27 protein-coding genes and 2 pseudogenes are annotated in these 25,966 nt (G+C 55.8%); 11 read left to right on the top strand and 18 right to left on the bottom strand.

The annotated features are described in order from the left end of the window. The gene (cysK, locus tag M655_RS05665; protein ID WP_026558117.1) at positions 1 to 924 is read right to left on the bottom strand and encodes a cysteine synthase A; all 924 of its coding nucleotides are present in this window, start codon (positions 922 to 924) and stop codon (positions 1 to 3) included. 191 nt (positions 925 to 1,115) lie between these two features. Between cysK and M655_RS05660 the strand changes: the two genes are divergently transcribed. Next, positions 1,116 to 1,337 carry a NifU family protein gene (locus M655_RS05660; protein ID WP_005836042.1) on the top strand — a complete coding sequence of 74 codons (222 nt, stop codon included), beginning with the start codon at positions 1,116 to 1,118 and terminating at the stop codon, positions 1,335 to 1,337. A 52-nt stretch (positions 1,338 to 1,389) separates the two neighbouring features. On the opposite strand, the gene M655_RS05655 is transcribed toward M655_RS05660, so the two are convergent. The 3 genes from M655_RS05655 to M655_RS05645 are packed head-to-tail and all read right to left on the bottom strand — an operon-like array spanning position 1,390 to position 4,338. Then, a complete protein-coding gene (locus M655_RS05655; RefSeq protein ID WP_026558116.1) occupies positions 1,390 to 2,340 on the bottom strand; it encodes an alpha/beta hydrolase in 951 nt (316 codons plus the stop codon). Then, positions 2,337 to 3,296 (bottom strand): 2-hydroxyacid dehydrogenase, encoded by a 960-nt coding sequence (locus tag M655_RS05650; protein WP_026558115.1) that lies wholly within the window; start codon positions 3,294 to 3,296, stop codon positions 2,337 to 2,339. Before M655_RS05650 ends, M655_RS05655 begins: the two co-directional genes overlap by 4 nt. Next, entirely contained in the window at positions 3,253 to 4,338 is a 1,086-nt protein-coding gene (locus tag M655_RS05645) for a YutH/CotS family kinase-like spore coat protein (protein ID WP_026558114.1), read from the bottom strand. The genes M655_RS05650 and M655_RS05645 overlap by 44 nt, the downstream gene beginning before the upstream one ends. Positions 4,339 to 4,461: 123 nt before the next feature. On the opposite strand from M655_RS05645, the gene M655_RS05640 reads away from it, so the two are divergent. After that, on the top strand, positions 4,462 to 4,983 hold the full coding sequence (locus M655_RS05640; protein ID WP_025843829.1) for a phosphatidylglycerophosphatase A family protein: 522 nt from the start codon (positions 4,462 to 4,464) through the stop codon (positions 4,981 to 4,983). Here the strand turns inward: M655_RS05640 and M655_RS05635 are convergent. Beyond that, a pseudogene (locus tag M655_RS05635) lies at positions 4,966 to 5,163 on the bottom strand (HAD hydrolase-like protein); the annotation flags it as partial. The gene M655_RS05640 and the pseudogene M655_RS05635 sit on opposite strands and share 18 nt — an antisense overlap. 687 nt (positions 5,164 to 5,850) lie before the next feature. On the opposite strand from M655_RS05635, the pseudogene M655_RS05630 reads away from it, so the two are divergent. Continuing rightward, a pseudogene (locus M655_RS05630) lies at positions 5,851 to 5,964 on the top strand (phosphatidylglycerophosphatase A); the annotation flags it as partial. Here M655_RS05630 and nucF read toward each other — a convergent pair. From nucF to M655_RS05605, 5 genes are all read right to left on the bottom strand, one after another. Next, positions 5,947 to 6,726: a 5' nucleotidase NucF gene (gene nucF / locus M655_RS05625; protein ID WP_025843830.1), complete on the bottom strand. Its 780-nt coding sequence runs from the start codon at positions 6,724 to 6,726 to the stop codon at positions 5,947 to 5,949. The pseudogene M655_RS05630 and the gene nucF sit on opposite strands and share 18 nt — an antisense overlap. Positions 6,727 to 6,885: 159 nt before the next feature. Next, a complete protein-coding gene (locus M655_RS05620) occupies positions 6,886 to 7,632 on the bottom strand; it encodes a hypothetical protein (protein WP_026558113.1) in 747 nt (248 codons plus the stop codon). Between the two features lie 52 nt (positions 7,633 to 7,684). Next, positions 7,685 to 8,311 (bottom strand): helix-turn-helix transcriptional regulator, encoded by a 627-nt coding sequence (locus tag M655_RS05615; RefSeq protein ID WP_005836603.1) that lies wholly within the window; start codon positions 8,309 to 8,311, stop codon positions 7,685 to 7,687. 94 nt (positions 8,312 to 8,405) lie between these two features. Beyond that, the gene (locus M655_RS05610; protein WP_005836602.1) at positions 8,406 to 8,840 is read right to left on the bottom strand and encodes a DUF86 domain-containing protein; all 435 of its coding nucleotides are present in this window, start codon (positions 8,838 to 8,840) and stop codon (positions 8,406 to 8,408) included. A gap of 10 nt (positions 8,841 to 8,850) precedes the next feature. Continuing rightward, the gene (locus tag M655_RS05605) at positions 8,851 to 8,967 is read right to left on the bottom strand and encodes a hypothetical protein (RefSeq protein WP_007777847.1); all 117 of its coding nucleotides are present in this window, start codon (positions 8,965 to 8,967) and stop codon (positions 8,851 to 8,853) included. A gap of 113 nt (positions 8,968 to 9,080) precedes the next feature. Between M655_RS05605 and glpX the strand changes: the two genes are divergently transcribed. From glpX to M655_RS05590, 3 genes are all read left to right on the top strand, one after another. After that, positions 9,081 to 10,055, top strand: a complete 975-nt coding sequence (glpX, locus tag M655_RS05600; protein ID WP_005836600.1) for a class II fructose-bisphosphatase — start codon at positions 9,081 to 9,083, stop codon at positions 10,053 to 10,055. 12 nt (positions 10,056 to 10,067) lie between these two features. Further along, entirely contained in the window at positions 10,068 to 10,337 is a 270-nt protein-coding gene (locus tag M655_RS05595) for a DUF3055 domain-containing protein (RefSeq protein ID WP_005836598.1), read from the top strand. Positions 10,338 to 10,492: 155 nt separating this feature from the next. Further along, positions 10,493 to 10,747 carry a hypothetical protein gene (locus M655_RS05590; RefSeq protein WP_007777841.1) on the top strand — a complete coding sequence of 85 codons (255 nt, stop codon included), beginning with the start codon at positions 10,493 to 10,495 and terminating at the stop codon, positions 10,745 to 10,747. Positions 10,748 to 11,620: 873 nt separating this feature from the next. Here the strand turns inward: M655_RS05590 and M655_RS05585 are convergent. Next, complete coding sequence (locus M655_RS05585; protein ID WP_007777835.1) at positions 11,621 to 12,259, bottom strand: YutD family protein; 639 nt, start codon at positions 12,257 to 12,259, stop codon at positions 11,621 to 11,623. 116 nt (positions 12,260 to 12,375) lie between these two features. Between M655_RS05585 and M655_RS05580 the strand changes: the two genes are divergently transcribed. Further along, entirely contained in the window at positions 12,376 to 13,281 is a 906-nt protein-coding gene (locus M655_RS05580) for a YhcN/YlaJ family sporulation lipoprotein (RefSeq protein ID WP_286085973.1), read from the top strand. A gap of 80 nt (positions 13,282 to 13,361) precedes the next feature. On the opposite strand, the gene lipA is transcribed toward M655_RS05580, so the two are convergent. The 3 genes from lipA to M655_RS05565 all read right to left on the bottom strand — a co-directional run bounded on the left by lipA (position 13,362) and on the right by M655_RS05565 (position 17,695). Continuing rightward, entirely contained in the window at positions 13,362 to 14,270 is a 909-nt protein-coding gene (gene lipA, locus M655_RS05575) for a lipoyl synthase (protein ID WP_026558110.1), read from the bottom strand. Between the two features lie 99 nt (positions 14,271 to 14,369). Further along, a complete protein-coding gene (locus M655_RS05570; RefSeq protein ID WP_026558109.1) occupies positions 14,370 to 16,574 on the bottom strand; it encodes an ATP-binding protein in 2,205 nt (734 codons plus the stop codon). Next, on the bottom strand, positions 16,571 to 17,695 hold the full coding sequence (locus M655_RS05565) for a metallophosphoesterase family protein (RefSeq protein WP_005829437.1): 1,125 nt from the start codon (positions 17,693 to 17,695) through the stop codon (positions 16,571 to 16,573). Before M655_RS05565 ends, M655_RS05570 begins: the two co-directional genes overlap by 4 nt. Before the next feature lie 132 nt (positions 17,696 to 17,827). Between M655_RS05565 and larC the strand changes: the two genes are divergently transcribed. Beyond that, positions 17,828 to 18,589 (top strand): nickel pincer cofactor biosynthesis protein LarC, encoded by a 762-nt coding sequence (larC, locus tag M655_RS05560; RefSeq protein ID WP_026558108.1) that lies wholly within the window; start codon positions 17,828 to 17,830, stop codon positions 18,587 to 18,589. A 53-nt stretch (positions 18,590 to 18,642) separates the two neighbouring features. Here larC and M655_RS05555 read toward each other — a convergent pair whose 3' ends face one another. Both M655_RS05555 and larC2 read right to left on the bottom strand, forming a co-directional pair. Then, a complete protein-coding gene (locus tag M655_RS05555; RefSeq protein WP_005829432.1) occupies positions 18,643 to 19,194 on the bottom strand; it encodes a DJ-1/PfpI family protein in 552 nt (183 codons plus the stop codon). Positions 19,195 to 19,239: 45 nt separating this feature from the next. Next, positions 19,240 to 20,283 carry a nickel pincer cofactor biosynthesis protein LarC2 gene (gene larC2 / locus M655_RS05550; protein ID WP_026558107.1) on the bottom strand — a complete coding sequence of 348 codons (1,044 nt, stop codon included), beginning with the start codon at positions 20,281 to 20,283 and terminating at the stop codon, positions 19,240 to 19,242. A 164-nt stretch (positions 20,284 to 20,447) separates the two neighbouring features. Between larC2 and M655_RS05545 the strand changes: the two genes are divergently transcribed. The 3 genes from M655_RS05545 to M655_RS05535 all read left to right on the top strand — a co-directional run bounded on the left by M655_RS05545 (position 20,448) and on the right by M655_RS05535 (position 23,746). Further along, positions 20,448 to 21,455: a M23 family metallopeptidase gene (locus M655_RS05545; RefSeq protein ID WP_005829427.1), complete on the top strand. Its 1,008-nt coding sequence runs from the start codon at positions 20,448 to 20,450 to the stop codon at positions 21,453 to 21,455. Positions 21,456 to 21,563: 108 nt separating this feature from the next. Next, positions 21,564 to 22,214, top strand: coding sequence for a TetR/AcrR family transcriptional regulator (locus tag M655_RS05540; protein WP_025843841.1), 651 nt, complete (start codon positions 21,564 to 21,566; stop codon positions 22,212 to 22,214). A 2-nt stretch (positions 22,215 to 22,216) separates the two neighbouring features. Continuing rightward, positions 22,217 to 23,746: an aldehyde dehydrogenase family protein gene (locus tag M655_RS05535; RefSeq protein WP_026558106.1), complete on the top strand. Its 1,530-nt coding sequence runs from the start codon at positions 22,217 to 22,219 to the stop codon at positions 23,744 to 23,746. 15 nt (positions 23,747 to 23,761) lie between these two features. Here M655_RS05535 and M655_RS05530 read toward each other — a convergent pair whose 3' ends face one another. Then, positions 23,762 to 24,880 (bottom strand): Ger(x)C family spore germination protein, encoded by a 1,119-nt coding sequence (locus tag M655_RS05530; RefSeq protein WP_241752940.1) that lies wholly within the window; start codon positions 24,878 to 24,880, stop codon positions 23,762 to 23,764. Further along, positions 24,877 to 25,962, bottom strand: a complete 1,086-nt coding sequence (locus tag M655_RS05525) for a GerAB/ArcD/ProY family transporter (RefSeq protein ID WP_025843844.1) — start codon at positions 25,960 to 25,962, stop codon at positions 24,877 to 24,879. Before M655_RS05525 ends, M655_RS05530 begins: the two co-directional genes overlap by 4 nt. Between the last annotated feature and the right edge of the window lie 4 nt (positions 25,963 to 25,966).

Genomic DNA, 25,966 nt, shown 5'->3' with positions numbered 1-25,966 from the left:
TTAGATTCCTCCCTGGTAAATTTTTTTGCTCAGATAGCGTTCGCTGCCATCGGCGAACAAGGTGACGATGTTCGTGCCTGGGGCTGCTTCTCTCGCTTCGCGCAGAGCCGCTGCCATCGCCGCTCCGGCAGAGCTGCCGACGAGCAAGCCTTCTTTGGCGGCGAGCTGCTTGACCAGATCGAATGCTTCCACATCGAGAATGGTGTGAATCGCGTTGAAGTAGCTGGTGTCCATGAACGGCGGCAAAAACTCCATGCCGATGCCTTCCGTTTTGTGCGGACCAGACTCTCCCCCGTTCAGGATCGAACCCTCCGGCTCCACAATCACGGTCTTAATGTTCGGATTTTGCTCCTTCAAATAGCGGGCTACGCCCATGAATGTACCGCCGGACCCGGCACCTGCGACAAACACATCCACTTGGCCGTCCATTTGGCTCCAGATTTCCGGGCCTGTCGTCTTGTAGTGGGCGTCGGGGTTCGCCGGATTTGCGAATTGCTGCGGCACGAACGAGCCTGGAATCGACGCGGCCAGCTCCTGTGCCTTGGCGATTGCTCCTTTAATGCCCAGCTCGGTCGGGGTATTCACAACCTCGGCTCCAAGCGCGCGCATCAGCTCCTGCTTTTCCTCGGAAAACTTGGCCGGGACGCAAAAAATGACTTTATAGCCGGTTCCTACAGCGGCGAGTGCCACACCAATTCCTGTATTCCCTGCTGTCGGTTCGATAATGGTGCCCCCTGGCTTCAGTTGGCCATTTTCTTCAGCGGCGCGGATCAATTCCATGCCCAGTCTGTCCTTCACACTGCCGCCTGGATTAAAATATTCCAGCTTGGCAAACAAGCGTACTCCCTCGGGAAGCTCAAACTGTGTAATTTCGACGATTGGCGTATTGCCAATCAGTTCCTTCACATTGCGAAATACGTTCACGAAAATCTGACTCCTTATGTTGAAGTACTTGCTTTTTCATTATAACATGCTGCTATTGCAAAAAGTCCATGCGGTTCACATTGATTATACTTCTGGCGTGAAAGTGCTAACAGGGCATGTAAGCCATGGATTTATCGCCAGCGTACGATTATAATAAAGGAGAGTTGGAAAGGAGTGAATGTAACATGGATATGATGGATCAAGTACAAGAAGTTCTCGATAAACTGCGCCCTTACCTGCAACGTGACGGCGGTGACGTACAACTTGTTGACGTAGAAGATGGCATCGTGAAGCTGCGCCTGATGGGTGCATGCGGCAGTTGCCCTTCCTCCACCATCACCCTGAAAGCAGGGATCGAACGCGCACTGGTGGAAGAAATCCCAGGCATCAAAGAAGTGCAACAAGTATTTTAATCCAGGCGCACAGCCATGAAAGCAGCTACCGTCTTCGGCGTAGCTGCTTTTTTTATTTTCGCAGGGCGAATGCTCCCGCGCTCTTGCCTGCTTTTCTCATCCCTTTTTCCAAAAAGGCAATGACCCGCTCCGCATACTCATCCGGAAGCAAAGCGAAGCTGCGCACGTGCCCGGCGTGCGGAACGAGCCAAATTTGCGAGTCCTCATCCTGTGCCAACGCGTGCAGCCGCTTGCTGTTTTCCGCGGGCACAGTCGAGTCTTTGGTCCCATGAATGAACATGATCGGCTTTTTCGCGCGGCTTACGATTTCATACGGCTTGACATGGCGCGGATTCGCGCGGAGCAATACCGGGCTCAAGGTCAAAATCAGCCAGCTAAAAGGAAAGCGCGGCAGGCCCGTCCATTGCGGCAAATTTTCCTCCAAATATTCCCTGAGCGAATAAAACGGAGAGTCTGCCACAACAGCCGCAATTCTTGGGTCCGCCCCGCCGACGAGAAGCGACGTCGCTGCCCCCATGGAAAAGCCGATGAGGCCGATCGTCTGTCCCGGCTTTTTCGCTTCGGCAAAATCTATGGCGCCGAGCAAATCCTGCTGTTCGCGCAACCCGATCGTGGTCAACGATGGGCTGGACTGGCCGCTGTTGCGGAAGTCGAACATGAACACATCATAGCCGGCATGCACCAGCTTTGCGGCGAGCGCCAGCGCGGGCAGATGCGGCTCCTGCCTGTTCTGGCTGTAGCCGTGGGCAAAAATCACTGTCCGGCCATTTGGCGTTCGCCCATTTTGGGTAGCGGACAGATACCAGCCCGCCAGTGAAATCCCCGGCTCTCTGCTTGGGAATACCACCGCCTCCGCTCCCTCGATCCCGAAGTCTTGCGGGTCCATGTCGATCGGCTTGCGCACGGGATGAGTCAGACGCCAGGTGACATGCAAGGCTATAGCGGAAGCCGCTACGACTGCCAAAAGCAACAGCCCCGCCGCCAGGATCAACACAGTGCTCATAGCGCGGTCAACGGCTCCTTCCCGCTCAGCACAGCGACGATGTTGGCTGCCGCCAGCCGTGCCATCTCATCTCGCGTCTGGATCGTGGCGCTGCCGATATGCGGGAGTGCGACTACATTTGGCAGGGACAAAAGCGGATGGTCGAGCGGAACCGGCTCCTGTCTAAATACGTCCAGCCCCGCCGCCCATATTTGTCCGGAAACCAAAGCCTCGTACAAGGCGGCTTCGTCGACGGTGCCGCCCCGGGACACATTCACGAAGACAGCCGACTTTTTCATCAGGGCAAATTCTCTTCCCCCCATCAAATGCCGCGTCTCTTCTGTCAGCGGCGTCAGCAGCACGACGTAGTCCGACTCCTGGAGCAGCTCATCCAGCCCGGCCAGCCGCGCTCCCGTTTTTGCCTCCGCCTCTTCCTTGCGATTGCGGTTGTGATACAAAATGCGCATGTTGAAGCCTGCTGCTCGCCGGGCAACCGCCTCGCCGATCCGTCCCATGCCGATAATGCCCAAGGTCGTTCCGTACACGCTTTGCCCGGCCATCAGGTACGGGCTCCACGAGGTCCATTCTCCGGCGAGCAAAAAACGGTTCGCTTCCGTCAATCTGCGGCCAGTCGCCAAGAGCAGCGCAAACGCCAAATCCGCCGTCGCCTCTGTCAACACGTCAGGCGTGTTGGTCACCGTGACCCCTCGTCTTTTGCAGGCGGCCACGTCGATATTATCATAACCTACAGCCATATTCGCAACGATGCGCAGCTTCTTCGCACGGCGCAAAAGCTCCTCATCCACCCGTTCTGTCAGCATGGTCAGCACCGCGTCCGCTTGCTCGATCTCTTCCAAAAGCTTCGCGCGCGGCACTGGAGTATCTCCCTCCCACACGCTGACATGGGCTACTGTCTCCAGCATGGCTATGACTTCATTGGTCAGTTTCCTCGTGACGAATACTTGTGGCTTGCTCATTGTTTTGCCTCCACAGCCAATCAATTTGTGGAATGGACACGCCGTAATGCTCTTCGACCAGACGGGGATAGTGCCGGAGTCCTTCTTCCATTTTCGCCAGCTCGTCTTCCAGTTGGGATTGCCACGCTTCCACGTTCACTTCCTGCTTCTCCTCCAGCGGAAGCTCCTTGTAGGCTTCCACCAGCTTTAAAAAGCGGCCCGGATAGAGCATGAGCGCGTAGATCACGGCGTACTCCCCGGAAAGCAGCGGCGCAACGCTGTTGTAGCCCTCGAAAAAGTTGATCGTGGCTTCGTCATTCCAGCCGTTGCGTCTCGTTTCGGCTTTCAGCCATTGCCCCAGATCGCGAGCCCGCATGTCGAGAACCCAGTTCCATTCCCCCGCCATCAGGCGTACATCCTTCTCATTCCATAGCATATACCCTTGGTCAAAATTTTGGTAGGCTACTTTTCCAAGCCCGGCCGTTTCCTTCACGACTTTGTCGTAGCCCGCTTCCTGCAAGTACTGGACCGAGATTTCCCCGAGCTGATGCACGTACGTATAGCAGGTCAAAAGCAGCTCATCCATCGGCGTCAGCTCGACGTCCGATTCGTCCAATTCATCCCGGTACTCGTTGTAATGCCGTAGCTTTCTGCGCCACGTGCTCGGCCAGTTCCCCAGCGAGCTGTACGGAATAAACAGTTTGTCTCCGGAAAAATTTTTCGTAGCCTGATGAAATTGCGCCAGCGACTGGCCGCTTGCATAGGGCGCATTGTCCGGAACGGCCTCGCGCACTCCGCGATACAAATAGTAAAGCTGGTCGTCCTCGACAAAATGGGACTGTCCGCCAGTGGTCTTGACCAGCTTCAGCATGCGGATGTCTTGCTGCTGGCTCAAATGCTTGCGCACGCGCTCGACGAACTTGCTTTTGTACCGATAGCCGGCAGGCGCTTCGAACATGTAATACAGGCCCTGGTCGGTTTCGAGCACCTTGCTGGCGCCCGTCACGCGGTAGTTTTGCAACTGGAAGCCATATCGCTCCTGCAGCAGCTCTTTTTCCTCCATACGGGTCCATCCTCCTTGCACACCTTCTCTTGGCGCATTGTATGTCGCAAAACCGGGATAGGTGCCTATCTGGATGCAGATACTAGAAGAACTCATGATCGCCGGAAAAGGAGGAAAACCTAGATGATCGAGCATCCGCTCAACAGCGAGAGCTGCCTGGAGGTGGTCATCGGGCTTTTGGGAAAACGCGGCGTTTCCCTCGATGACATCGCCGAGATTGTGTTTTTCTTGCAAACGAAATACGTCCCCGACCTGACGATGGAGCTGTGCCTGGACAGCGTGAAGGCCGTGCTGAAAAAGCGCGAGGTGCAAAATGCGCTTCTGACTGGCATCCAGTTGGACATGCTCGCGGAGCAAAAACAACTGCTGCCGCCGCTTCAAAAAATTATCGAAACGGACGAGCCGCTTTACGGCGTGGATGAGGTAATGGCGCTTGCCATCGTCAATCTGTACGGCAGTATCGGCTTTACCAACTTCGGCTACGTCGACAAGCTCAAACACGGCAAGCTGGCCCAGCTCAACGACAAACGCTTCGGCGTCCACACGTTTTTGGACGACCTCGTCGGAGCGATTGCCGCTGCTGCTTCCAGCCGGATTGCCCATCGCCAGAAGCAGCAGGAAGAGTGCCTAGAGCGAGATGCGTAGCTGCCACTCCGGCAAGTCTTTGGCGATATGCGTCGGCTGCACCGCGTGGCGGGCAGCTTCTTCCCGCGTCGAATAGCCTGTCAGGACGAGCAGGCTGTCCAGGCCACTGTTTGCCCCGGCTTCAATGTCGGTGAACAGGTTGTCGCCGACGATCAACGTCTCGGATGCCTCTGTGCCGATACCAAATAAGCACGAGCAATATGCCCGTGCTTATGACTAAGAATAAAATATAGTCACTCCTTCAATAACTTGTCTAATACTAAATGAACCGCAATAACCGTTGCCATTAAGCTCAAGTAAGGCTCATCAGTCTTTAGTATCCCGCTGACACCCAAAAATACAATCAGGGAAAGTACAATGAGGGATAACAAGTAAGTCAATTTTCGGCTCAATTTACCGTCTCTCCTGCACTTGTTCTATTGTAACGATTATTTACTTTGGAATAGGTTACAGAAAGCCCTAAACCATTTAAAGAGACCCCGCTAATGGATGCTGTTGCGCAGAGATTTTCTTCATCTTCATCCCTCCAACAAGTTATACTTAAGTAAAATTTATCAAAGGCAACACTCCTTTGACAGTTACATTTTTACCATTTTATGTATTTTAGAAGTGCTACTTTTATGTTCATACCCTGGATTTTCTAATACTAACAGTAAATTTCACCTAAACCCAACTGAAGGATAGTAGCTCTCCCTATTGTTTAGAAACAGAAATGACTAGAGATGCTTTTTTTCTATGACTAAATGCTTTAGAAGATAAATGAACAGCGGTTTACGGAAGTGCGCATACACAGTAAATTCGCCAATGCAGACAAGAAAGACTCTCCCTCAACGAGACAATCTATACACCAACGTGTCAACCGTTCCCTTCGGCGTCCACACGTTTTTGGACGACCTCGTCGGAGCGATTGCCGCTGCTGCTTCCAGCCGGATTGCCCATCGCCAGAAGCAGCAGGAAGAGTGCCTAGAGCGAGATGCGTAGCTGCCACTCCGGCAAGTCTTTGGCGATATGCGTCGGCTGCACCGCGTGGCGGGCAGCTTCTTCCCGCGTCGAATAGCCTGTCAGGACGAGCAGGCTGTCCAGGCCGCTGTTTGCTCCAGCTTCAATGTCGGTGAACAGGTTGTCGCCGACGATCAACGTCTCGGATGCCTCTGTGCCGAGGACGGAAAGCGCGTAGCGCACGATGATCGGCTCCGGCTTGCCGATGACGATCGGCTTCGTAGCGGATGCGACCGACACGGCGGCAACGAGCGAGCCGTTTCCTGGAAACAGTCCGTTGTCTGTCGGCAGCGCGGCATCTGCATTGGTCGCGATAAAAGTAGCGCCTGCGCGGATGGCGCGGGTAGCGATCGTCAGCTTTTCGTACGTGAAGGCACGGTCGATTCCAACGATGACGTAGGCAGGATCGTCTGCTGTCAGCCTGAAGCCTGTCGCTTCCAGTTGTGACAGCAAGCCTTCCTCGCCAATCGCATACACGCTTGCCCCTGCGGGCGCCTTTTCTTGCAAATATTCAACAGTCGCCATGCTGGTCGTATATACATCCTGTGCGGTTGCCTCAACTCCCATCCCGCTCAGTCGCGCTGCCACGCGCTCGGCCGATGCGGACGAATTGTTGGTCAAAAACAGGTACGGAATGCGGTTCGCTTTCAAGTAGCGGACAAATTCGGCAGCGCCGGGAATCGGCTCATTGCCGCGGTAAATGGTTCCATCCAGATCAATCAGGTAGCCTTTGTACGGTTTCATGTTGCTTCTCCTCCATCCAGTCTGATCTATCTCTGTTGCCAAAACTTCTGGCCTTCCTTTACGATACCCGCTTTTGCGCCATTTGACGAGCCGCCCGTCTGCTTTTGCCCGCCAAAAAAGGCAGGAAAACGGGCTCTGCCGCTTCCTGCCTTCGTCTCGCTACCTGGCTTTTTTCCACTGCTCTACGATCTTCTCGGTCCATGCTTTTACCTGTTCGCAAGACAGCACTTCGACCAGTTCTGCTTGCGGGGTCAGCGCATTGTGAACCGGAACGCAAAAAGACAAATCCCATGAGCGCGTAAACAGATGAAAGTTGTTTTGCACCATCGACAGCCGCAGCCTGATCCCCGTCGATGTCTCCGGGTGCAGGGCCACGACCTCCAGATCGTCTTCGCTGCCCAGCACGATGTTCACAAAATGCAGATTGTCGATCTGTTCCTCCAGCTCCTCGATCAGTCGAAGCAGTTGCTGATTTTGTCTCAGCTCGATTCTCGCCTGCTTGTCGCGGCAAATCATCGTCATCGTCGCCAAAACCACAAAGTCCGACGTCACCTGTGCCTTGACCGTATCCGGCGCTGTCTGGAACCGCTCGGCAAGCGACAGCTCGTCGTCCTGTTGAAAATACGCTTCCAGCAAAATCAGGTGGCGCTCCAGTTGCCGGACGACCGCCCCGACGATCCCGGCCGGGTCGCCTCCCTTTTCAACCAACGTCCCGGCGATAATGCAGGCCAGTCCTTTTTTATACGTATCCGCTTCCCCGTCCAAAAAATCCGCAATCGAACCCAGCAAGCCGTCAATCTGCTTCGGATGCGCCTTGGCGTGCAGAAACAGCTCGCGAATGGACGAATCCTGGAATGCGCTCGCATCTGCCTTTACTTCTTCTTGCCGCTGCACATCTTGTTGCAAAAAAGCCACCCTGCACCGAATCGTACAAAAGTGGCGATCATTGACACTGTTTTTACGCTTTTTTGATTTCAAACACGCACTTGTCTCCGCCTTTTGCCATGCAGGACGTTTGCTCCACGTCGGCTTTCAGCACCCGGCGAAACAGCGACAGCTCACAGGTGCAGGCCTGATTGAATTCGCGCGCGACCTGGGCGATTGGACAGTTGAACTCCTGGATGCGATACGTGTTTCCATCCGTATCCGCTTCCCACTCGACCATGTAGCCTTTTTCGTTTTGCAGTTCGGCAAGCTTGGCCACGCGGTCCCGCAAGTCTCCTTGCATATGGGCGCGATACGTTTCCTCCAGGCGATTTTCACGGCGGCGGAACAGCATTTCGACTTTTCCCGGCCCGTCAATCTCCTTTAAGTCTTGCAAAAAGTCGAGCGTTAAATGAGAATAATTGCGCGGAAACAGCTCATCTGCTTCCTGCGACAAGGAATATACGTTGGTTGGTCGTCCCATCGCTTGCCTCACAAGCGTAGACTTAATCAGATTGTCTCTCTCCAGGGTGTTCAGATGGCGTCTTACCGCCATTTCTGTAATGCCAAGATCGACGGCCATGTCGCTGACAGAGAGTGAGCCTTTTACCTTGAGCATGTGCAGGATTTGGTCACGAGTGGACGTCCCCTCGTTTGTCATACGTATCACCGTCCTTTCTACTTATTGTAGCGGATCGGCACGCTTTAGTAAACAAACGAAAGTGTTTTGTATAAAAAATCCGCTTCTCCATTTTCTAGAACAATTCTTTCTGCAAAAACGCACGCACATGCGGGTCAAACTGCCGCATCGCTGCCACGGCTTCGTTCACCAGCGCGAACATTTCCTCCGCCGGAACGCTCGTATAGTCAATGACCAGATGCTTGCGGAAATCGACAACGCGGGTCAGAATCGCCGCCTGCTCATCGGTAACGACTTGCTCGTCGCGCAAAATTTCTACAATATCACTGTAGCTGCCAGGATCGCGCATGATAAAGCCGTCGATCAGCGCATTTCCGACATCGACAATTCCTTCGATGGACAAGTGCAGGGCTCGCTCCATCGCTGCAACAGCCACTTCGTCCGACAAAACCGCTTCGGCTCCCCGTTCCCTGAGCTTGTCCAGCAGATCAAGCATGCGAGACATATAGGCCAATACTTGGTCAATTCGCTTTGTATTCACGTCGTACATGAGATTCTCCTTATTTTCGCTTTTTTGCTTTTCGTTTTGCATAATAGGTAGTAAACACAAACGTCAGCACCAGGACGAGAAGGACCAATTCCCCTTCCTGCAAATAGGAATTGCTCACGGCTTTCACCTCTTTTCCTCCAACAGTATACCAAATTTGTCCCGGCTGTCACGAATCAGCTTGTACTTTATGTTACAATGATGGGGTGAATTTTTTGCCGGCATAAAGGGAGGAACACAACTGTGGAACGCGAACTGGCATTGGAAATCGTGCGGGTGACAGAAATGGCTGCCCTCGCCTCGTCACACTGGATGGGACGAGGAAAGAAAAATGAAGCGGACGGAGCAGCGACCAGCGCCATGCGCGCCATGTTTGACACGATCAACATGAGAGGGACGGTCGTCATTGGCGAAGGCGAGCTGGACGAAGCCCCGATGCTGTACATTGGCGAAAAGCTCGGCCACCCGGATGCGGTCGGCCCGGAGGTAGACGTCGCCGTAGACCCGCTGGAGGGAACGACGATCGTCGCCAAGGGACACAACAATGCCATGTCGGTGATCGCTGTCGGTGACCGCGGAACCTTGCTGCATGCCCCCGACATGTACATGATGAAAATGGCGGTTGGCAAGCGGGCTGCGGGAAAAATCAACCTTTTCGATCCCGTGGATAAAATGATAGAAGTAGTAGCCAAAGCGAACAACAAACGCGTTCAGGATGTGACCGTCATCATCCAGGAGCGGGAGCGGCACCAGGACATCATCGACACCGTCCGGGAAAAAGGCGCGCGCGTCAAGCTGTTCGGCGACGGCGATGTCGGCGCAGCGATTGCCGCCTGTCTGCCGCATACAGGGATTGACCTGTTTCTCGGAATCGGCGGCGCACCGGAAGGCGTCATCAGCGCGGCGGCGATCAAATGTCTCGGTGGCGACATGCAGGCGATGCTCAAGCCGCAAAACGACAGCGAGCGGGAGCGCTGCATCAAGATGGGGCTTGCCAATCCGGAGCAGTTGCTGACGTTGCACGATATGGTAAAAGGAGACGACGCCATCTTCGCGGCAACAGGGGTATCGGACGGCGAGCTGCTGCAGGGAGTCCGCTACTTGGGCGACGACATGGTGGAGACGCACTCCATCGTCATGCGCGCCCAGACGAAAACGATCCGTTTTGTCCGCGCTTTGCACAATATCGAGCACAAACCAAATCTGGCATGGAAGTAGAGGAGCGTATTTATGGCGAATGACTTGTTTTATTTGTACGACGAATCGGAGGACACCAAAACGCGATTTGTCAGCTTCACAGGCGAAGCGACCCGCTTCGACCTGGCTATCACGACGACCAACCGTTTTTACGGCAAAAAGCTCGTCATTAACATCCAAAACGGCCGTTCTGCCATTATCGGGCACGACGATCTGGAGGAAGAAGGCTATCTCGAATTTGCCTTTAACTTGAACGAGCAGGAAGCGGAAGAGCTGAAAACCTTTTTGGAAACTGTGATTTAACATCCGTCTTCTGCATGTCCCAAGCCCATCTCGAAACGAGCCTTTCGGGATGGGCTGTTTTGTGCCCAAATCCATGAGGACAACTCTCCACACAGGCGGATGTCTCGTATAATGCTACTGCACGTACAGACAAACGAGAGGAGTGCAGTCGCACCATGCAATCTTATCAAGCTGACGATCAACAACTTCAGGCTCACCAGGCGGAAGACCAATACCAGACGATTCCGGAAGATCAGGCGCACCCCGTCTTCTTTCGCAGAAGAAGAAACGACAGCGGGTTCCCTCTCATCATCCCGCTCCCTTATAGCTTCTATCCGCCCTATTACTATCCGTACCCGTATCCATACTCGTATCCGTACTATCCATATCCGTACCAGCCCTATCCGTTTTTCGGCGGATACGGGTTCTAACGCTAAGAGCTGAGATGGTATAAAAAGGGGTTGTTCCAAAGGGGAAAATCCGCTCATTTCTCAAAATCAGCAGCATGATCGACCAAGGTTTTTGAAATGGAAAAGGGGCATCTCCAAAGCCGAAAAATCGACTTGGAGACGGCCCCTTTGGCTGGTAAGTACGGGAAAATACCCCTTTACTCTCTTGTGTCCTGCGTTGATGGAACGTCATTTTTATATGAAATAACCCCTAAGGTTATCACTCCCTTTTTCTTGCAGAAAAGCACATTTATAACTATACATCGACATTCAGAAAGTTGGCGGTTGAAAAAATTTGAATAGTAAAAAAAATCATCCTCTTTTGAGGATGATTTTTCTCCATGTTTATCCGCGTTTACCCGCCAACACCGTGTTCATATTGGATAACGGTTCCTTTTGGGATTGGTGCTTGTCCACTCGTAACGCTACTATACAGTCCCAAAACTAAAACGATTGCTAGCAAAATCGACTTCTTCATTTCGTATCCCCTCCATGATTTGCTTGTATTCCGTTTTTTGTTGATCTGTTGCGTGTGGTCGGAAAGCTTCGAATAGTGTCACACAACGAATGAAATCGCTGTCATTCTTCATGATAGTGGCTAAAACCAGACAACGTAAAATATCATGGTCTTACATTCCCCCATATTTCCTCCCCCCTTCTTCGCACGAATATACAAATTTTACTACATTTTACAAAAAACGAGCAGATGCATGTAAATATTTTACATAAAACGACTGGCGTTTTGCAATATTTGTTCAGTCTACGAATCAAAAAAACAAAGCCGCTTTCCTCAAATGAAAAAGAAGCCGGAGAAAAACGCGTTGTTTTTCCCAGCTTCTTTTTTGTTTGTCTTCCTTATGTGTCACGCCTCGGCGTGCTTTGGCCTTGTCCGGTTGGAACTTTGTCGCGCTCGCGATTGGGACGCGACTGGTTCGGGCGCTTCTCCCGCGAGGACGAGTCCTTGCCGTTTTTCTCCGGCTTATCCTTGTGAAACTTCGGCTTGTCCGAGCGCTCATTGCGGCCTCCGGACCGCTCGTTGGCGCCTCCGTTGTTTCGTTCCTGGCGCTCCTGCCTGTTTTGGCGCGGATGAAAACGGCGCCGCTCCTTGCGCTCGACAATCAGCGGAGAATTGTCGCCACGGGATGCGTTCTGGCGGATATCGAGAATGTTATCCTGATTCTCGTCCTGGCCGTCCTGTTCCGGGCCGTTGTTGCCGACCGCCGCTTTTACTTTGCGCAAGACAAAGTACGGGCAACCAAAGTTGCAAAACTCGTGCAGGTACTCATCCAAAGCGGCGATCCGCTGCTCGAACGGTACTTTGCGGTTGGAATCTGTATAAAATCCCCGCAAACGAAGCTGTCCATAGCCCCAGTCTCCGACGATGTAATCGTATTTGTCGAGGATATCGCTGTAACGCTCCCTGAATGCTTCCGGATTCCAGCCGTCGCGATTTTCTTCCATGACTTCATAAGTACCGGCTTGCGTGCGAATCAAGTCCGCTTCCTCCTTACACTTGTGTACTTTCGTCCATCTTATCACATTTCAAACAGCAAGAGATAAAATTCCCACGAAAACTGCGCAAGCCCCCTGGACATTCTATCGTGTAGGGGGTGTTACCATTGAAAAAGACATGGTTGTATCCTGCGATTGCAGGCATTGCTCTCTTGGCTTCCGCATGTGCGAACAACGCTGCGCCGAACTACACGCATCCAAACCAGACCGCTCCTCACGTCACAAACGTTGACGGGCTGCATGTCCGCAACTACGACGGCGTGCGCTCCGCAAACTTTGACGGACTGCACGTCCGCAACGGTGTCGGTCTGAACAACACGCCGGGCGTCGATAACGGCCTGTACCCGAATGGGACGTATCCACGGGCGAACGTCAACAACTACAACGCCTACACCAGTGGCATGCGACCTTACAACGCCTTTACCGACCATAACGACGGAGTGTTGGGCACGCCGAATGGAATGAACCATTCCATTTATCAAAAGCGGGCCTGGAATCGCGCAGGAGCCGGCATCATGCAAACCGGCATGCCGAAAATGGGCTACGTCCAGACAAACCGGGCAGGCATGAAGACCGCTGGCGCCCAAAACGTCTACGTAGACCGCGACGCTCTGGCGCAAGCAGTCGGCAACGTCACCACGAGCTGCCCTGGCGTTCAGCGTTCTACTGTCCTGGTGACGGATGAAGAAATTTTCGTCGGTCTGAACACCCAGGGAGTAGACCCGCGCACAGCCAAAAACCAGGCGAAAATGAATGCGCAGTCGATCTCGCCACGCTATTACAAGGTGTATGTGACGGACAACCCGAATGACATTCAGGAAATTGTCCGTGTCGCCAGCCGTTCCAGCAATGTGCATACAGCGCGTACCGAGGATGCTGCGAGCATCGATACGCTCATCAAGCGCATGGGCGGCGTAACAGACGGCGAGCAAGCAAAAAGCATGAACACTCAAAAGAACGCGAATGCGACTCAAAAAGCGAAAATGGGTACAACCAGTCGCTAAGGCGAATCTCCCCTGTATAGAGAAGAACCCCCTTTTGCAGCGATTCCTTTTCGCATGCAATGAGGGGGTTTTTCTTCTTATTACTGACCTTGCGCCTGTGGCAAGGCCTCCTTGGCAATCGTTTCCTTCGCGGCATTCGCCTGTTCGTGTGCGTGGTACGAGCTGCGCACGAGCGGCCCTGCTTCCACGTGGCTGAAACCGCGCTTCATGCCTTCTTCCTTCAGGCGGGCAAATTCGTCCGGATGGTAGTAGTGCTCGACCTTCAGATGCTTTTTCGTCGGCTGCAGGTACTGGCCGATCGTCATGATGTTGACATCCACGGAACGCAAATCGTCCATGGTTTCGATCACTTCTTCAAGCGTCTCCCCGACTCCGATCATCAGGCTGGACTTCGTCGGAATGTTCGGCTGGAATTCCTTCGCCTTTTTCAGCAGCTCCAGCGTCCGGTCGTACTTGGCGCGTGCCCGCACGCGGTCAGACAGGCGGCGGACTGCCTCAATATTGTGGTTCAGCACGTCCGGCTTCGCGTCCATCACAAGCTTGAGCGCATCCCAATTCCCTTGGAAGTCCGGAATCAGCACTTCCACAGAGGCAAACGGCAGACGGCGGCGAATCGCAAGAATCGTCTCCGCAAAAATTTGCGCGCCTCCGTCTTTCAGATCATCACGGGCAACGGATGTGACGACGACGTGCCGCAAACGCATTTGCTCGGCAGCTTCTGCCACGCGTTCCGGCTCGGCCACATCAAGCTCTGTCGGCAATCCGGTTTTTACGGCACAAAACCGACAGGCACGGGTACATATATCACCCAAAATCATGAACGTAGCTGTACCGCTGGCCCAGCACTCATGAATGTTGGGACATTTTGCTTCTTCGCAAACGGTATGTAGTGTCTTGCTGCGCATGGTTTGCTTCAGCTCTTTGAAGCTGGCGAGTTCTGGTCCTGAAACAAGGTTGATCTTGAGCCACTCCGGCTTGCGTTGCGTCATAGGGCCCACTCCTCATGTATCTTGGTACGAGACATAATCAAACTCCATTATAGAGGTTGGAATTACAAGGGGCAACCTCTTTCACAAGTCAGGTAACAATTACCCGAGCTGATGCGCCTTGTGCCAATCCGATCCGCGCAAGAGCGGCGCAAGCAAGCGCTGCTCCCGTTCGTGGCAAGTAAACAGAAAGACCTGATGCTGCTCCGCCAGCTTGGCGATGTACGCCAGCGTCCGCTGCAGGCGCTCGTCATCGTAGTGGACAAAATGGTCGTCCAGAAACAGCGGCAACGGCTCTGTCCGTTTGCTTATGTGCTGCAGCAGGGCGAGCCGCTGCGCCAGGTAGAGCTGATCGGCCGTTCCCGTGGAGCATTGCTCGTGGCTGACGATCAGGTTGCGCGTCGGCTCCAGCAGCCGCACCGCGAAGCCCTCTGTCGGGTCGAGCCGCACGTCGCGGTAGGCTCCCCCCGTAATTTGCGCCATCACCTCGGAAGCCGTCCGGTTCACATCCGGGGAAACGTCGCACTTCCATTCGCCTTGCGCCTCCTGCAACGCATCCCGCGCAAGCTGGAGGGCGTCCCGGCGCTGCAACAACCGACGCAGCGCAATAGCAGCCTCTTCGTATTCGTCTCTGGCTCTCGCTACGGACACGCCTTCATGGGCGGCCATCTCTCCGTAGGCGCGGGCGATTTTTTCCCGCAGCTCTTGCAGCTCGTCCTCCATCCGGGACAACTGCGCCAGACAGTCGCTCTCTGCTTCCTCGCGCTGCCGCTTTTCCTGCCGCAAAATCGCTCGCACCGCCTCGCCCCAGTCGGCTTGCAGCATTTCCTCCCGCTTTGCTTTGGCCAGATCGCTCTCCAGCCGGACGGCCCGCTGCTCCTGCGCGCTTCTTTGTAGCTCTTCCCTTTTTGCCAGAAAAGTATCCCAATCCCGAACATCCCAGCGCTCCAAAAGGGACGCCCATTCAGCGTCGATGGCGGCGATCTCCTGCTGCAGCCGCTCGCTTTCTTGCAACTGCTCGCTGGCGGCAACAGGCGCAACAGCATGTCCGCTCCCTTTTGCCCGCAGCACGAAAATCCCGAGTGCGAGCAACAGCAAGCTCAAGCCGAGCGAACTGCCGCCAAGGACGGGATGCCCCGTCGCCAGGCCGACGGCGCCGAGGATAGCAAATAGCCCAGCGCCGCCCCACAGGCGTACGGCTCCCTTTTTGCGCTTGGCCCGATTCCCTTGCCGCTGCGTCCGCGCCTGGCTGCGCGTCCCGGTGGACAGGGCAAGCACAGCCAGCTCGGCCAGCCGCATATGCCGCTGCTCCCGCGCTTTGCGCAGCGAAGTGCCGCGCTCGTAATCCGCTTCCAGTTCGCCCAGCGCTTGACTCGCCGCTGTTCCCTGCGCACCGTCTGGCGTCTGCTCGTCCCATGCCATGATCGAGCTGCGCGCTTTTTCGTGCAGTTGCCGCTCCTCTTCGCTCGCAGCCCGCGCAAGCCACCATTGCCAATCTTGCGCGTCGATGGGCGAATAGCTTCGCTGCCAGCTTTCTTGCCAAAGCTGGTCCTGCTCCTGCCACTTCTGCATACGTTCCCGCAGCCGGATGCGCCGCTGTTCGAGTCTTTCGCGCTCCTCCTCCCAGAGCTGGATCGATTGCGTCAGTTGCCGGATCAGGCGCCATGCCGCTTCGGCGTGAGCCAGCTCCTGCTCCTTGCTCGCTGCGCGCGACGCCGCTTTGCCCAACAGCGTGTTTTCCGCCCGCTCCTTTTTGCCGATGCTTACAAGCTCCCGGTCCAGCTCCGCCAAAACGGCGTGGACGTGCGGGCTTGCCTCCTGTGCATCTGCAAAAGCAGGCATGAGATGCTCGGCAGCTTCCAGCGGCTCCCGTCTGATCCAGGTCAAATCCGTAAACAGGCTGCGGGTAAGCCCCAGATGCTTTTCCAGAAAGTTCCGCTCCTTGCGCCGATCCTCCATGTACACGTCTGTCAGCTCCGTCCACTCCGGGTCGAGAAACAGGCGTGCCTGCTCCCTTTCTTTCGCCAGCGTCCGGTGCAAGCGGTACGTCTTGCCCCCGAGCTGATAGGTGACGATCGTCTCGTAGTCCCCCTGGTGCCAGGGGCGGTATTTTTCATAGGCAGGCAAATAGCGCGCCGTTTTGACGTAATCGCGCTTCATCCCGTACAGGGCGGCGAAAATGGCTTGCAACAGCGTCGACTTCCCCGCTTCGTTGGGAGCGTAAAACAGGTTCAGTCCGGGAGCGAAGCGAAAGTCAGCTCCTTGCCATTTTCCAAACCCCGTAAGCGATATTTCCTCGATCCTCAACGCATGCTCCCCCCAATCCGCGCGAGCGCCTCCTGCCTCGCCAGCCGGGCAATTTCGCGCTCTTCGTCGTTTCTGGCGCTCGCCTCGGCCTCCGCCAGCTTGGCGAGCCATTTGCCCCATACGCCGCCTTCTGCCACCAGCTTGTCTGCGTCGATGTCAGGCCACGTCTCGTCTGTGATCGCCAGTGAAAAAAATCGCGAAAAGCGCTGCTCCAAGACGGAAATCGCCGGCACAAAATGAGCGGCCCGCTCTCCGGTCAAGGTCACGTACACAAGATCCGTGCTGGCGATTTCCGCAAGCTGCGCGTTCATCACCTCGACGAGCTGCTCGGTCGTTTCCGCCCCGGCGGCGTGAATCGTCACTTTGCGAACCTGGCGCTGGCAGACCGGAAGCGCCTGCAGCGTCAACCTCCCGGCGTCATCCAGCTCGCCGTACAGCACAGAGCGCTCTCCCGCTTCCTTGCTCGTCAGCCCTTCCGGCGAGCCGGGATAGGCGGCGAGCGGCTGCCTTGTTTGCGGGTGCACAAATTGCTCCGGCTTGTGAATATGGCCGAGCGCCACGTAATCCATTCCGGTTTCGACCAGCTCCTGCAACGTAACCGGAGCGTACGGCTGGTGCTCGTCCCCTGCCCTGTTCAGGACGCTGGCATGAAGCACCATCAGGTGGTGCCGATAGCCGTCCAGCTTGCCTGGAAAAGAGGCGAGCGGCGACTCGTAGACATGCGGCTGCCCAAATCCCCAGCCGTAGACGACGCATGACTTTTCCGGAAACTCAAAAGCGCCCCACTCCGGCGTAAACCAGTACACGTTGCCCGGCCACTCCAACGTCTGGTAAAACGAATCCGGCCGCCACGGATCGTGGTTTCCCGGCGCGATGCAGACCGGGATCGGGGCGATGCTCGCAAACAGGTCGCGCAAAAACATGGCCGTGGAGCGCCTGCCCCCGTGATATTCCAGCAAATCTCCGGCAATCAGCCAAAAGTCGGCCTGCTTTTCTGCAACCAGATCGCGAATCGTTTGCAGGGTGCGGCGAAAATCATCCTGCCGAAGCTCGTAAAGATCCGCCAGCATATGTAAAGGCGCGTCCAGATGGACGTCCGCCGTATGAATGAATGACAACACGAACCGATCAACTCCTCGCATGACAAACCGAATCGGCAAATGGTACACTTTGGACAACGAATCAGTAAACAGACGAACATACTTTCCCTATATGATACAGAGGAAATGACTGGTTGAAAAGGAGTGTTTCTCGTGCGCATTGCGTATTTGGACTGCTTTTCGGGAATAAGCGGCGACATGCTTTTGGCCGCGCTCGTCGACGCCGGGGCTGATCGCGACCGGATCGAGCAGGAGTTGCGGAAGCTTCCCGTAGGAGATTTCCGTCTGGAGTGGAAAAAGGTCGTCAAAGCAGGCGTCTCCGCGCTGAAGCTGGACGTCGTGGACGAGAGCCAGGCTCCTGCCCTTCCGCTCAAGCCGTTGAAGGTGCTCGGCAACGATCACGAGCACCGCAGCCACAAAGCCATCGTGGACATGATTCAGGCAGCCGGGCTGGCCCCGCGCGTAACGCGCCGCTCGCTGGCTATTTTTGAAAAAATCGCGATCGCCGAAGCGAAAATTCACAACGTCCCAGTCGATACTGTCCATTTTCACGAGGTAGGGGCGCTCGACTCGATCGTCGACGTCGTAGGCATCGCGCTCGGACTGGAGGAGCTGGACATCGGGCAATTGCATTGCGGGCCGATCCCGACAGGCAACGGCTACGTGCGCTGCGCCCACGGTCTTTATCCGGTTCCGGCCCCCGCTACCATGGAGCTTTTGGTCGGCATCCCGCTGCGCGAGACGCGGATCGACAAGGAGCTGACCACTCCGACCGGAGCGGGTGTTGCCGCCGCGCTGGTCGAGCAGTTCGGCCCGCTGCCGTCCATGACCGTCGAGGCTATCGGCTACGGCGCAGGAACCCGCGACTTGCCCGACCAGCCGAATGTGCTGCGGCTCTTGGTCGGACGCCGCTAAACGTAAAAAAACTTCCGTCGACATTCGGCGGAAGTTTTTGGTTTGTCTATCCGTTAGCGCAGCAGGCGGAGAAACTCGCGCATGAAGCCGGGCAAATCCGGCCATGCATGACCAGACACGAGATTGCCGTCTACGTGGAGCGTTTCTTTTTCGTAAATCGCGCCCATCGCCTCTACGTCCGGTCTGCACGCCTGGTAGGCGGTCAGCTTGCGACCGGCGAGATGCTCGGACACGATCGCAAGCACTTGCGAGCCGTGGCAAATCGCCGCAACTGGTTTGTTCGCCTCAAAAAAATGGGCGACGATCGGCTTTAGGCTTTCGTTCAGCCGGATGTACTCAGGCGCTCGCCCGCCGGGAATAATCAAGGCGTCGAAAGCTTCCGGATTGATGTCGGAGAACGCGGCGTGCGCAGGCAACTGATAAGCAGGCTTTTCTGTGTACGTCTCGCTGTGTGCTTCAAAGTCATGGCAAACGGTGTGCAGCGTCTTCACGCTGGGCGCGGCAATCACGGCTTCGTAGCCTTCCTCCAGCAAACGGTAATACGGATAGAACACCTCCAGTGCTTCTACGGCATCCCCTGTCACGATCAACACTTTTTTGCTCATCACACGAGCCTCCTCCATACATGTTTGGTTGGATACTCCATGTTTTCAATTCTTTGGAGGCACGTCTCGCTCCTGCCTGTCTGTCCATTTTTTAACAGAACTTTTACGGGTCGCCAATTCCAGCGCTTCCTGATGCACCTGCTTCAACGAAACGCCATTGGCTCGGGCAACCGCCGCGCAGCTCTCGTACTCCGGCGCGACCTGCACCCGCTGACCCCGATGGTAGCCGAGCTTGACCGCGACTTCGCCCCAGCTCGTCTCTACGCGGACATGGCGTCGCGCCAGGCGATGGCAGGCGACAGGGAAGTAGCGGATGCCAAACGTCGTCGTTTCCTCGAACAACAGCGTTTTCATCGCGTCCAACTGGCTTGCATAGCACATGACCTGCACCATGGTCCCCGGCCTGCTTTTTTTCATCGTGACTGGCAAAAAATGAACGTCGTTGGCCCCTGCCTTGAAGCATTGCTCCATGAGGTAGGCGAGCCACTCCGGACTGGCGTCGTCCACATTCGCTTGCAGCAGCAGCATGCCTTCGTCGATATGCTCATCGGCATGCTGCCTGCGCTCGCGAAAAACGGGGATCGCGTCCTCGCCCTCACTCCTGCCGTCTGACGCAAGCAAAAGCACCGCTGTGCCGTCTTCGTCATGCTCCACCTGTAGCAGCTCGCCTTCCAGCGTCCGCAGCGGCTTTGCGCCCATCACTTGCAGCCAGAGCATGGCGACTGCCGAAAAGTCTCGCGCTGCGTCCAATCCATCCGTCTCCCGCACGACAAGCCCGGATGCGAGCGACAAAACTTGCGGCGACAGGCCGAATGGCACCGCAAGCGGCTGCACATACAGCTCTCCCCCGCACGAGCCGGCGCCATGGTCTGCCATCAGCTCGCGCAAGGCAGCCGTCTCCCGCTGCCAGCGCTCCTCCTCCATATACGGGCGATACGGTTCCGCCATGTCCAAAATGCGCCCGGCGTCCACCGCGTCACCTGCCGAACACGCAGACGATCCCGCACACTGTCTGCCTGCAATGCGCTGCAGCGGCTTCACGAGCGACTCCAGGAAGAGCGGGCCATTTGCCCGAATGACCAGCTTCATTTTTTCTCCCTCCGTTTTTGAAAAAGCATTTCTTCCTTGCATCATACACCAGAAGCTTGCGCTGCGCGGAGAAGTTCAGCGGCCGCTTCCAAAAAGTCTCGCGGATAATCCGCAGAGACTGGCAGAAACTACAACGGAAACTACCCGGGCTGGAGGGAGTCGGCATGCGAGTTTTCCGCCTCATCATTCAGATCAGCTTATGCGTGGCAGCAGTCATTTCGCCGCTGGAATCTGCCTTCGCCAAAGGCTCCTCTGCCAACCAGGCAGACCCTCTCCTGCGGGAACGGCTGCAGCTTTTTTGGCGCATGGAGTCTTTGTACGGCATTCCCTGGAACTATTTGGCGGCTATCGATCAGTACGAGCGCACGATGAAAATACGCAAAAAGCAAACGGACAACCAGGCATCGTCCTCGCGGCTGACTGCCGTTGATATCCCGAGTGATCGCTGGACGGGCAGCATGAACCCCGACCAGGAGGACACGAATCCGGTGTCGATCCAGTTTTTCGGCGGGATGGGCATGGACGGCGACGGGGATGGACTCGCCGACCGCAACAACGATCTCGACGCACTCACTTCTCTCATTCATTACCTGGCGCAGTACGGCTTTTCTGCGGATGACTGGCAAATCGGCGTCTGGTCTTACTACCAGCGGGATCGCTCGGTGAAAACGATCCGGCAGTTCGCGCAGGTGTACGAAAAATACCAGCACCTACAGTTGGACGAGCGTCATTTTCCCATCCCGGCGAGGTACGATTACAGCTACCGCAGCACCTGGGGAGACGCGCGCGGCTGGGGAGGGCGGCGGATTCACGAAGGCACCGACATTTTCGCCCGACACGGGACGCCCGTGCTCTCCACAGCTTACGGAGTGATCGAGGTCATCGGCTGGAACCGCTATGGCGGCTGGCGGATCGGCATGCGCGACATGGGCAATGTGTATCATTACTTCGCCCACCTGTCGTCGTTCAAAAAGGGACTGAAGCCCGGCGACATCGTGGAGCCGGGGCAAGTGATCGGATACGTCGGCAGCTCCGGCTACGGCAAGCCTGGCACCGCCGGAAAATTCCCGCCCCACCTGCACTACGGCATGTATCGGGAGACTGGGGGAGCTGACTGGGCTTTCGACCCTTACCCGTATCTAAAGCGCTGGGAACGACAAAGGAAGCGGTAGCACAGCCGCTTCTTTTTTGTGTGCCCATTCGGGCGTTGACAGGAGCAAGACGGACGCATTACAATCAAATCAAAATTTGGACGATCGTCCAAAAACGAGGTGCACAGCATGACTCCCCCTTCGAAAAGCCAGGCGAAAGCCGAAGCGAAGCGGGCCTTTTTGATCGAGCAGGCGACGATCTGCCTCGCGGAAAAAGGCTATGCCCACGTCTCCTTGCGCGATATCGCCAAGGAATCCGGCGTCTCGCTCGGCATTCTGCACTATTATTTTGCCAGCAAGGAAGAATTGCTGCTCGAAGTGATCGCCAGCTACAAGGAACGCTTCATCGCCGAGCTGGAGCGCGAAGTGGTTGCCGCTCCCCTGGACAACTTTTTCCCGGCTCTCGCTGCCGTTCTCGGCCGCAGTCTGCTGGAAGACCGCAAGCTGCATCGGCTCTGGTACGATTTGCAGGCGCAGGCGCTGTACACCCCTGTCTTTTTGGAGCAGGTGCACCACACGCGAAACCGGCTGCACGACCTGATTGCCCGCATGCTCAAGCGGCTGCAGACGGAGCGTGGAGCCGCGCTTGCCGTGGACGTGAGCGCGGCAAGCTCGATCCTCTATTCCGTGATCGACGGCATGATCTTGCAAAGCTTGCTGGACGAATCCCGGACGGCCGCAGAAGCGATCAGCCGCTTTCAGCTTGCTCTCCACCATGTTCTCGAGTCGCTTTTTTCTTCTGGTTCACCTGCCACCCATCCTGTCGAACGAGGTGATTGATAATGTCCGTACTCCCTCTGCGCAATCCGGCCACTGGCGAGACATTCGGCTCCGTGACTGAAGCCAGTCCCGCCCAGGTAGACGCGGCAGTCGCCAAAGCCCGGCTCGCCTTTGAAGCGTGGTCCGCTACCTCCCTGTCCGAACGGCTGCGCTACTTGACGCGCCTGCGCCACTATCTCGTCGAGCACGGCGAAGAACTGGCGGAAAAAATCAGCCAGGCCACCGGAAAAGTGACCATCGAAGCGTACATGACCGAAATTTTTGTCACTGCCGATACGATCCGCTTTTACGAGAAGCACGCGCCGCAAATGCTGGCTGCCCAGCCCGTGCCGACCCCGCTCGTGCTCTGGCCGAAAAAATCGTACATTCACTACAAGCCGATGGGGGTAATCGCGGTCATTTCGCCGTGGAACTATCCGTTTCAACTGGCGATCATCCCGATGCTGTCCGCGCTTGTCGCGGGAAATACGGTCATTCTCAAACCGTCCGAAGTCACCCCTTCTACTGGCCTGCTCATCGAAGAGCTGTTTGCCGTTGCCGGGCTGCCGGAAGGAGTCGTCACCGTCCTGCACGGGGGACGCGAGGTCGGCAGTCGGCTGGTGGCGGCCCGCCCGGACAAAATCTTTTTTACAGGCTCGGCCGCCACAGGCAAAAAAATTATGGCCGCAGCAGCGGAGCATCTGATTCCGGTCTCGCTGGAGCTGGGCGGAAAAGACCCGATGATCGTCTTCGAAGACGCGAATCTGGAGAGGGCGGCAAACGGAGCGATCTGGGGCGCTTTTACGAACTCCGGCCAGGTGTGCATGTCCGTTGAGCGGCTGTACGTGCACGAGCGTGTGTACCCCGAGTTTTTGCGGTTGGTCACGGAAAAAACGAAAGCGCTGCGCCAACGGTTTCCCGCTCAGGCGGAAGTCGGCTCGATGACTTCGCGTGAGCAGCTCGGCATCGTCCGGGCGCATATCGAGGAAGCGCTCGCCGCCGGAGCCAAAGCCGTCACAGGCGGGCTGCCGCAAACCGACAGCATGTTCATCCCCCCGACCATCCTGACAGACGTCACGCCGGACATGAAGATCATGCGGGAAGAAACATTCGGCCCTGTCCTGCCGATCATGACGTTTTCCGACGAGGCAGAAGCTATCCGCCTGGCAAACGAGTCGCCCTACGGCCTGAATGCGTCTGTCTGGTCGTCTGACAAACAAAGAGCGCAGCGCGTAGCAGAAAAGCTGTTGAGCGGCAACGTGTGCATTAACGACGTCATCATCAGCTACGCCAATCCGCACCTCCCGTTCGGCGGGGTCAAAGAGAGCGGCATCGGCCGCTACCGCGGGCCAGCCGGGCTGCAAGCGTTCACGCACAGCATCTCGGTCATTCACGACCCCGGCTCGAAAAAACGCGAGTTCAACTGGTACCCGTACACAGAAGACCAGCAGTTGATGTTCAGCGGCTTGACCCGTTTTCTGTACGGAAAGCGGCCAAAATGGGACCGCCCGACGCTGAAAGCGATCTGGCGGGAGCTGAAACGGTTGCGATAACGCGAGCGGCCACGCTTACTTGATCGTGCCGTAGCCGAGTATATCGAGCTTGACCTTGATGTTGAATCCGGCCTGCTGATAGAGCGCGAGCCCTTTTTCCCGCGTCCATTTTCCGTAGTATTTCTGGCGCAGGCTCTCTTCGATTCCGGCCGGATCAACGCCCTCTTGTTGAAATTTTTTCAGCATCACAGTGGTCTCCCGTTTAATCAGCGCTTCCATCTGCTTCACGAGCTTTTCCATTTGCGGTCGTTTGTCCAAATTTTTCTTGCCATCGTAGCCTACCACCACTCCCCGCAGTTCGAGGTTGATGTCAATGACGGGCTTTTTCTGGTTGCCGTTGCTCCGCACTTTTGACTTGGACCAGACAAAATCGAAAATGATCTCTTCCAGACGCTCGCCTTCGTTCGTCTGCTCCGTCAGCTCAAACTTGACGCGGGGAAGCCGCTTTTGTCCGAGCAAGCATTGCACCAGCTTGCCTTCGCGCTGCGAGTAGAAGCCGATCAGCTTGTCTTTGCGCAGCAGAGCGACTTTGGCGATCTGAATGTTTCCGTTTTGCTTGATTAAATAGGGCAAGTTCGGATCGCCCGTCTTGCTGGTCATCATGAACACAAAGTCGTGGATCGTAGAAAAAGACGAAAAAGCCGTTTCCACCCGCGGACGCAGCAAATCGTTCAAATACGTGTTCACTTCCGGCTTGTTTCGGTACTCGCCCCTGATGATATCTTCCGCTTTGCCTTTGACAATTGCGATGAATACGTTCTCGCCCACAATCGGATTCCGGTACAGGTCGAGCACGACTTTGCCGATGCCGACTTTGCGCGCCAGCTCCTCGCTGAACAAAATGACGCGAAGCTGTGACAGCGTCATCGTCCGTTCGGATTTTGTGGCGAGCTTCAACATCGCTTCGCTCGTCATGGAAGCTTTGGTCGAGTAAACTTGTGTCGATTCCTTTCCTCTGGCGGGAACGGGGATGGCGACAACGACGTTCATTTGCTTGTCGTCGATGTAGTCAAAGCCCATGACGCCGATCATCGCCATGTCTTCGAGGGCTGGCCGCTCGAACTCTCCCGTGCATCCGGCAAGCGCCAGGGAAAAAACCGTCGATATCAAATACCAGCAGATCCACCTCATCATGCTCCCTCTCCCCTTCCCGAACGCAGGGCGTGCAGCAGCAATAAAAAGATCGGCCACAAAATCAAGCCATACCCCAAATAAACGGTCACATAGTCATAAATGAACCGTTGGTCTTCCACCGCAAGCGGGCCGCGAATCATGTAGTAGGAGATCGCCGTCGGCAACAGAAGATGCCAGAGCCGCTGTTTTCTTGCCATGTCTTCTATCCCCGTGCGAGCCATCCACAAATACGTCGTGGACGTGCTGAGAATGAGAAACACCCACAAGCCGATGCCGAGATTTTCGATCCGCTCCATGAAAGACAGCTCCACCGCCTTGAACAGATTCAGGATCGGATAGACGAGATTCGCCATCTGCCATTCGGAAAAGTAGGCCACACTCGTAATCAGCACCAACACGTAAAACAAAACCACTGACCATACGCCGATCAGCACGTGCTTCAACGCCTTTTTCTTTTCGACAATAAACGGATAGTAAATCAGCAGCACCTCATATCCGAGCATGCTCCCGAACGATTGGTTAAGCGCGTCCAGCACGCTGGCCAGATCCGTATTGAACAGCGGAAAGATGTGCGTGATTCCCCCTTCCTGAAAGCCGTATTGCAGCAGCAAGAGCATCCAGCCCGTAAAGAACAGCGCCAGCAGGCAAAACCTGGCGACCAGCTTGATTCCGCCGTTGGTAATGTAAAACATCACGAGCGTCAGGCCGAGCAGCGGCACGGTGATCGTCTGGTTGTTCAGCATCGACGTCTGCAAAAGCCGCACATAGCCTTCGTTCGCGGTAGAGGCGTTCAAGATGGCGTAGACAATCACCACGACGTTGATCCCTCTGCCCAGCCACTTGCCGAGCAGCTTTTCATGAATCCGAAAAAGCGTGTCCTCCGGGTAGCGCCTGCACAAAGCGATCATCGGAAAAATCGTGAGCGTGACGATCAGCCCCATCAAAATCGGCGACCACCACAGGTTGTATCCCATTTTGCTGGCATAATGGGCAAGGGACAGCAAATTGACCCCCACCATCGTATTGATTACCAGTCCTACAACAAGAACCGGACGCAGGCTGTGAATCTTTCCTCTGTCCATCTAT

The organism is Brevibacillus sp. NSP2.1, assembly GCF_000470975.2.
GTDB lineage: Bacteria > Bacillota > Bacilli > Brevibacillales > Brevibacillaceae > Brevibacillus > Brevibacillus agri.
This window is presented reverse-complemented; position numbering and strand designations above follow the sequence as displayed.

Excerpts from the sequence above, each read along its gene's own strand:
- M655_RS05525 (WP_025843844.1), bottom strand. The coding sequence starts at position 25,962 with ATGGACAGAGGAAAGATTCACAGCCTGCGTCCGGTTCTTGTTGTAGGA.
- M655_RS05655 (WP_026558116.1), bottom strand. The coding sequence starts at position 2,340 with ATGAGCACTGTGTTGATCCTGGCGGCGGGGCTGTTGCTTTTGGCAGTC.
- M655_RS05590 (WP_007777841.1), top strand. The coding sequence starts at position 10,493 with ATGCAATCTTATCAAGCTGACGATCAACAACTTCAGGCTCACCAGGCG.
- M655_RS05660 (WP_005836042.1), top strand. The coding sequence starts at position 1,116 with ATGATGGATCAAGTACAAGAAGTTCTCGATAAACTGCGCCCTTACCTG.
- M655_RS05615 (WP_005836603.1), bottom strand. The coding sequence starts at position 8,311 with ATGACAAACGAGGGGACGTCCACTCGTGACCAAATCCTGCACATGCTC.
- M655_RS05645 (WP_026558114.1), bottom strand. The coding sequence starts at position 4,338 with ATGGAGGAAAAAGAGCTGCTGCAGGAGCGATATGGCTTCCAGTTGCAA.
- M655_RS05650 (WP_026558115.1), bottom strand. The coding sequence starts at position 3,296 with ATGAGCAAGCCACAAGTATTCGTCACGAGGAAACTGACCAATGAAGTC.
- larC2 (WP_026558107.1), bottom strand. The coding sequence starts at position 20,283 with ATGAAGCTGGTCATTCGGGCAAATGGCCCGCTCTTCCTGGAGTCGCTC.
- M655_RS05555 (WP_005829432.1), bottom strand. The coding sequence starts at position 19,194 with ATGAGCAAAAAAGTGTTGATCGTGACAGGGGATGCCGTAGAAGCACTG.
- M655_RS05610 (WP_005836602.1), bottom strand. The coding sequence starts at position 8,840 with ATGTACGACGTGAATACAAAGCGAATTGACCAAGTATTGGCCTATATG.
- M655_RS05535 (WP_026558106.1), top strand. The coding sequence starts at position 22,217 with ATGTCCGTACTCCCTCTGCGCAATCCGGCCACTGGCGAGACATTCGGC.
- M655_RS05545 (WP_005829427.1), top strand. The coding sequence starts at position 20,448 with ATGCGAGTTTTCCGCCTCATCATTCAGATCAGCTTATGCGTGGCAGCA.
- M655_RS05595 (WP_005836598.1), top strand. The coding sequence starts at position 10,068 with ATGGCGAATGACTTGTTTTATTTGTACGACGAATCGGAGGACACCAAA.
- lipA (WP_026558110.1), bottom strand. The coding sequence starts at position 14,270 with ATGACGCAACGCAAGCCGGAGTGGCTCAAGATCAACCTTGTTTCAGGA.
- M655_RS05640 (WP_025843829.1), top strand. The coding sequence starts at position 4,462 with ATGATCGAGCATCCGCTCAACAGCGAGAGCTGCCTGGAGGTGGTCATC.
- nucF (WP_025843830.1), bottom strand. The coding sequence starts at position 6,726 with ATGAAACCGTACAAAGGCTACCTGATTGATCTGGATGGAACCATTTAC.
- M655_RS05530 (WP_241752940.1), bottom strand. The coding sequence starts at position 24,880 with ATGATGAGGTGGATCTGCTGGTATTTGATATCGACGGTTTTTTCCCTG.
- M655_RS05540 (WP_025843841.1), top strand. The coding sequence starts at position 21,564 with ATGACTCCCCCTTCGAAAAGCCAGGCGAAAGCCGAAGCGAAGCGGGCC.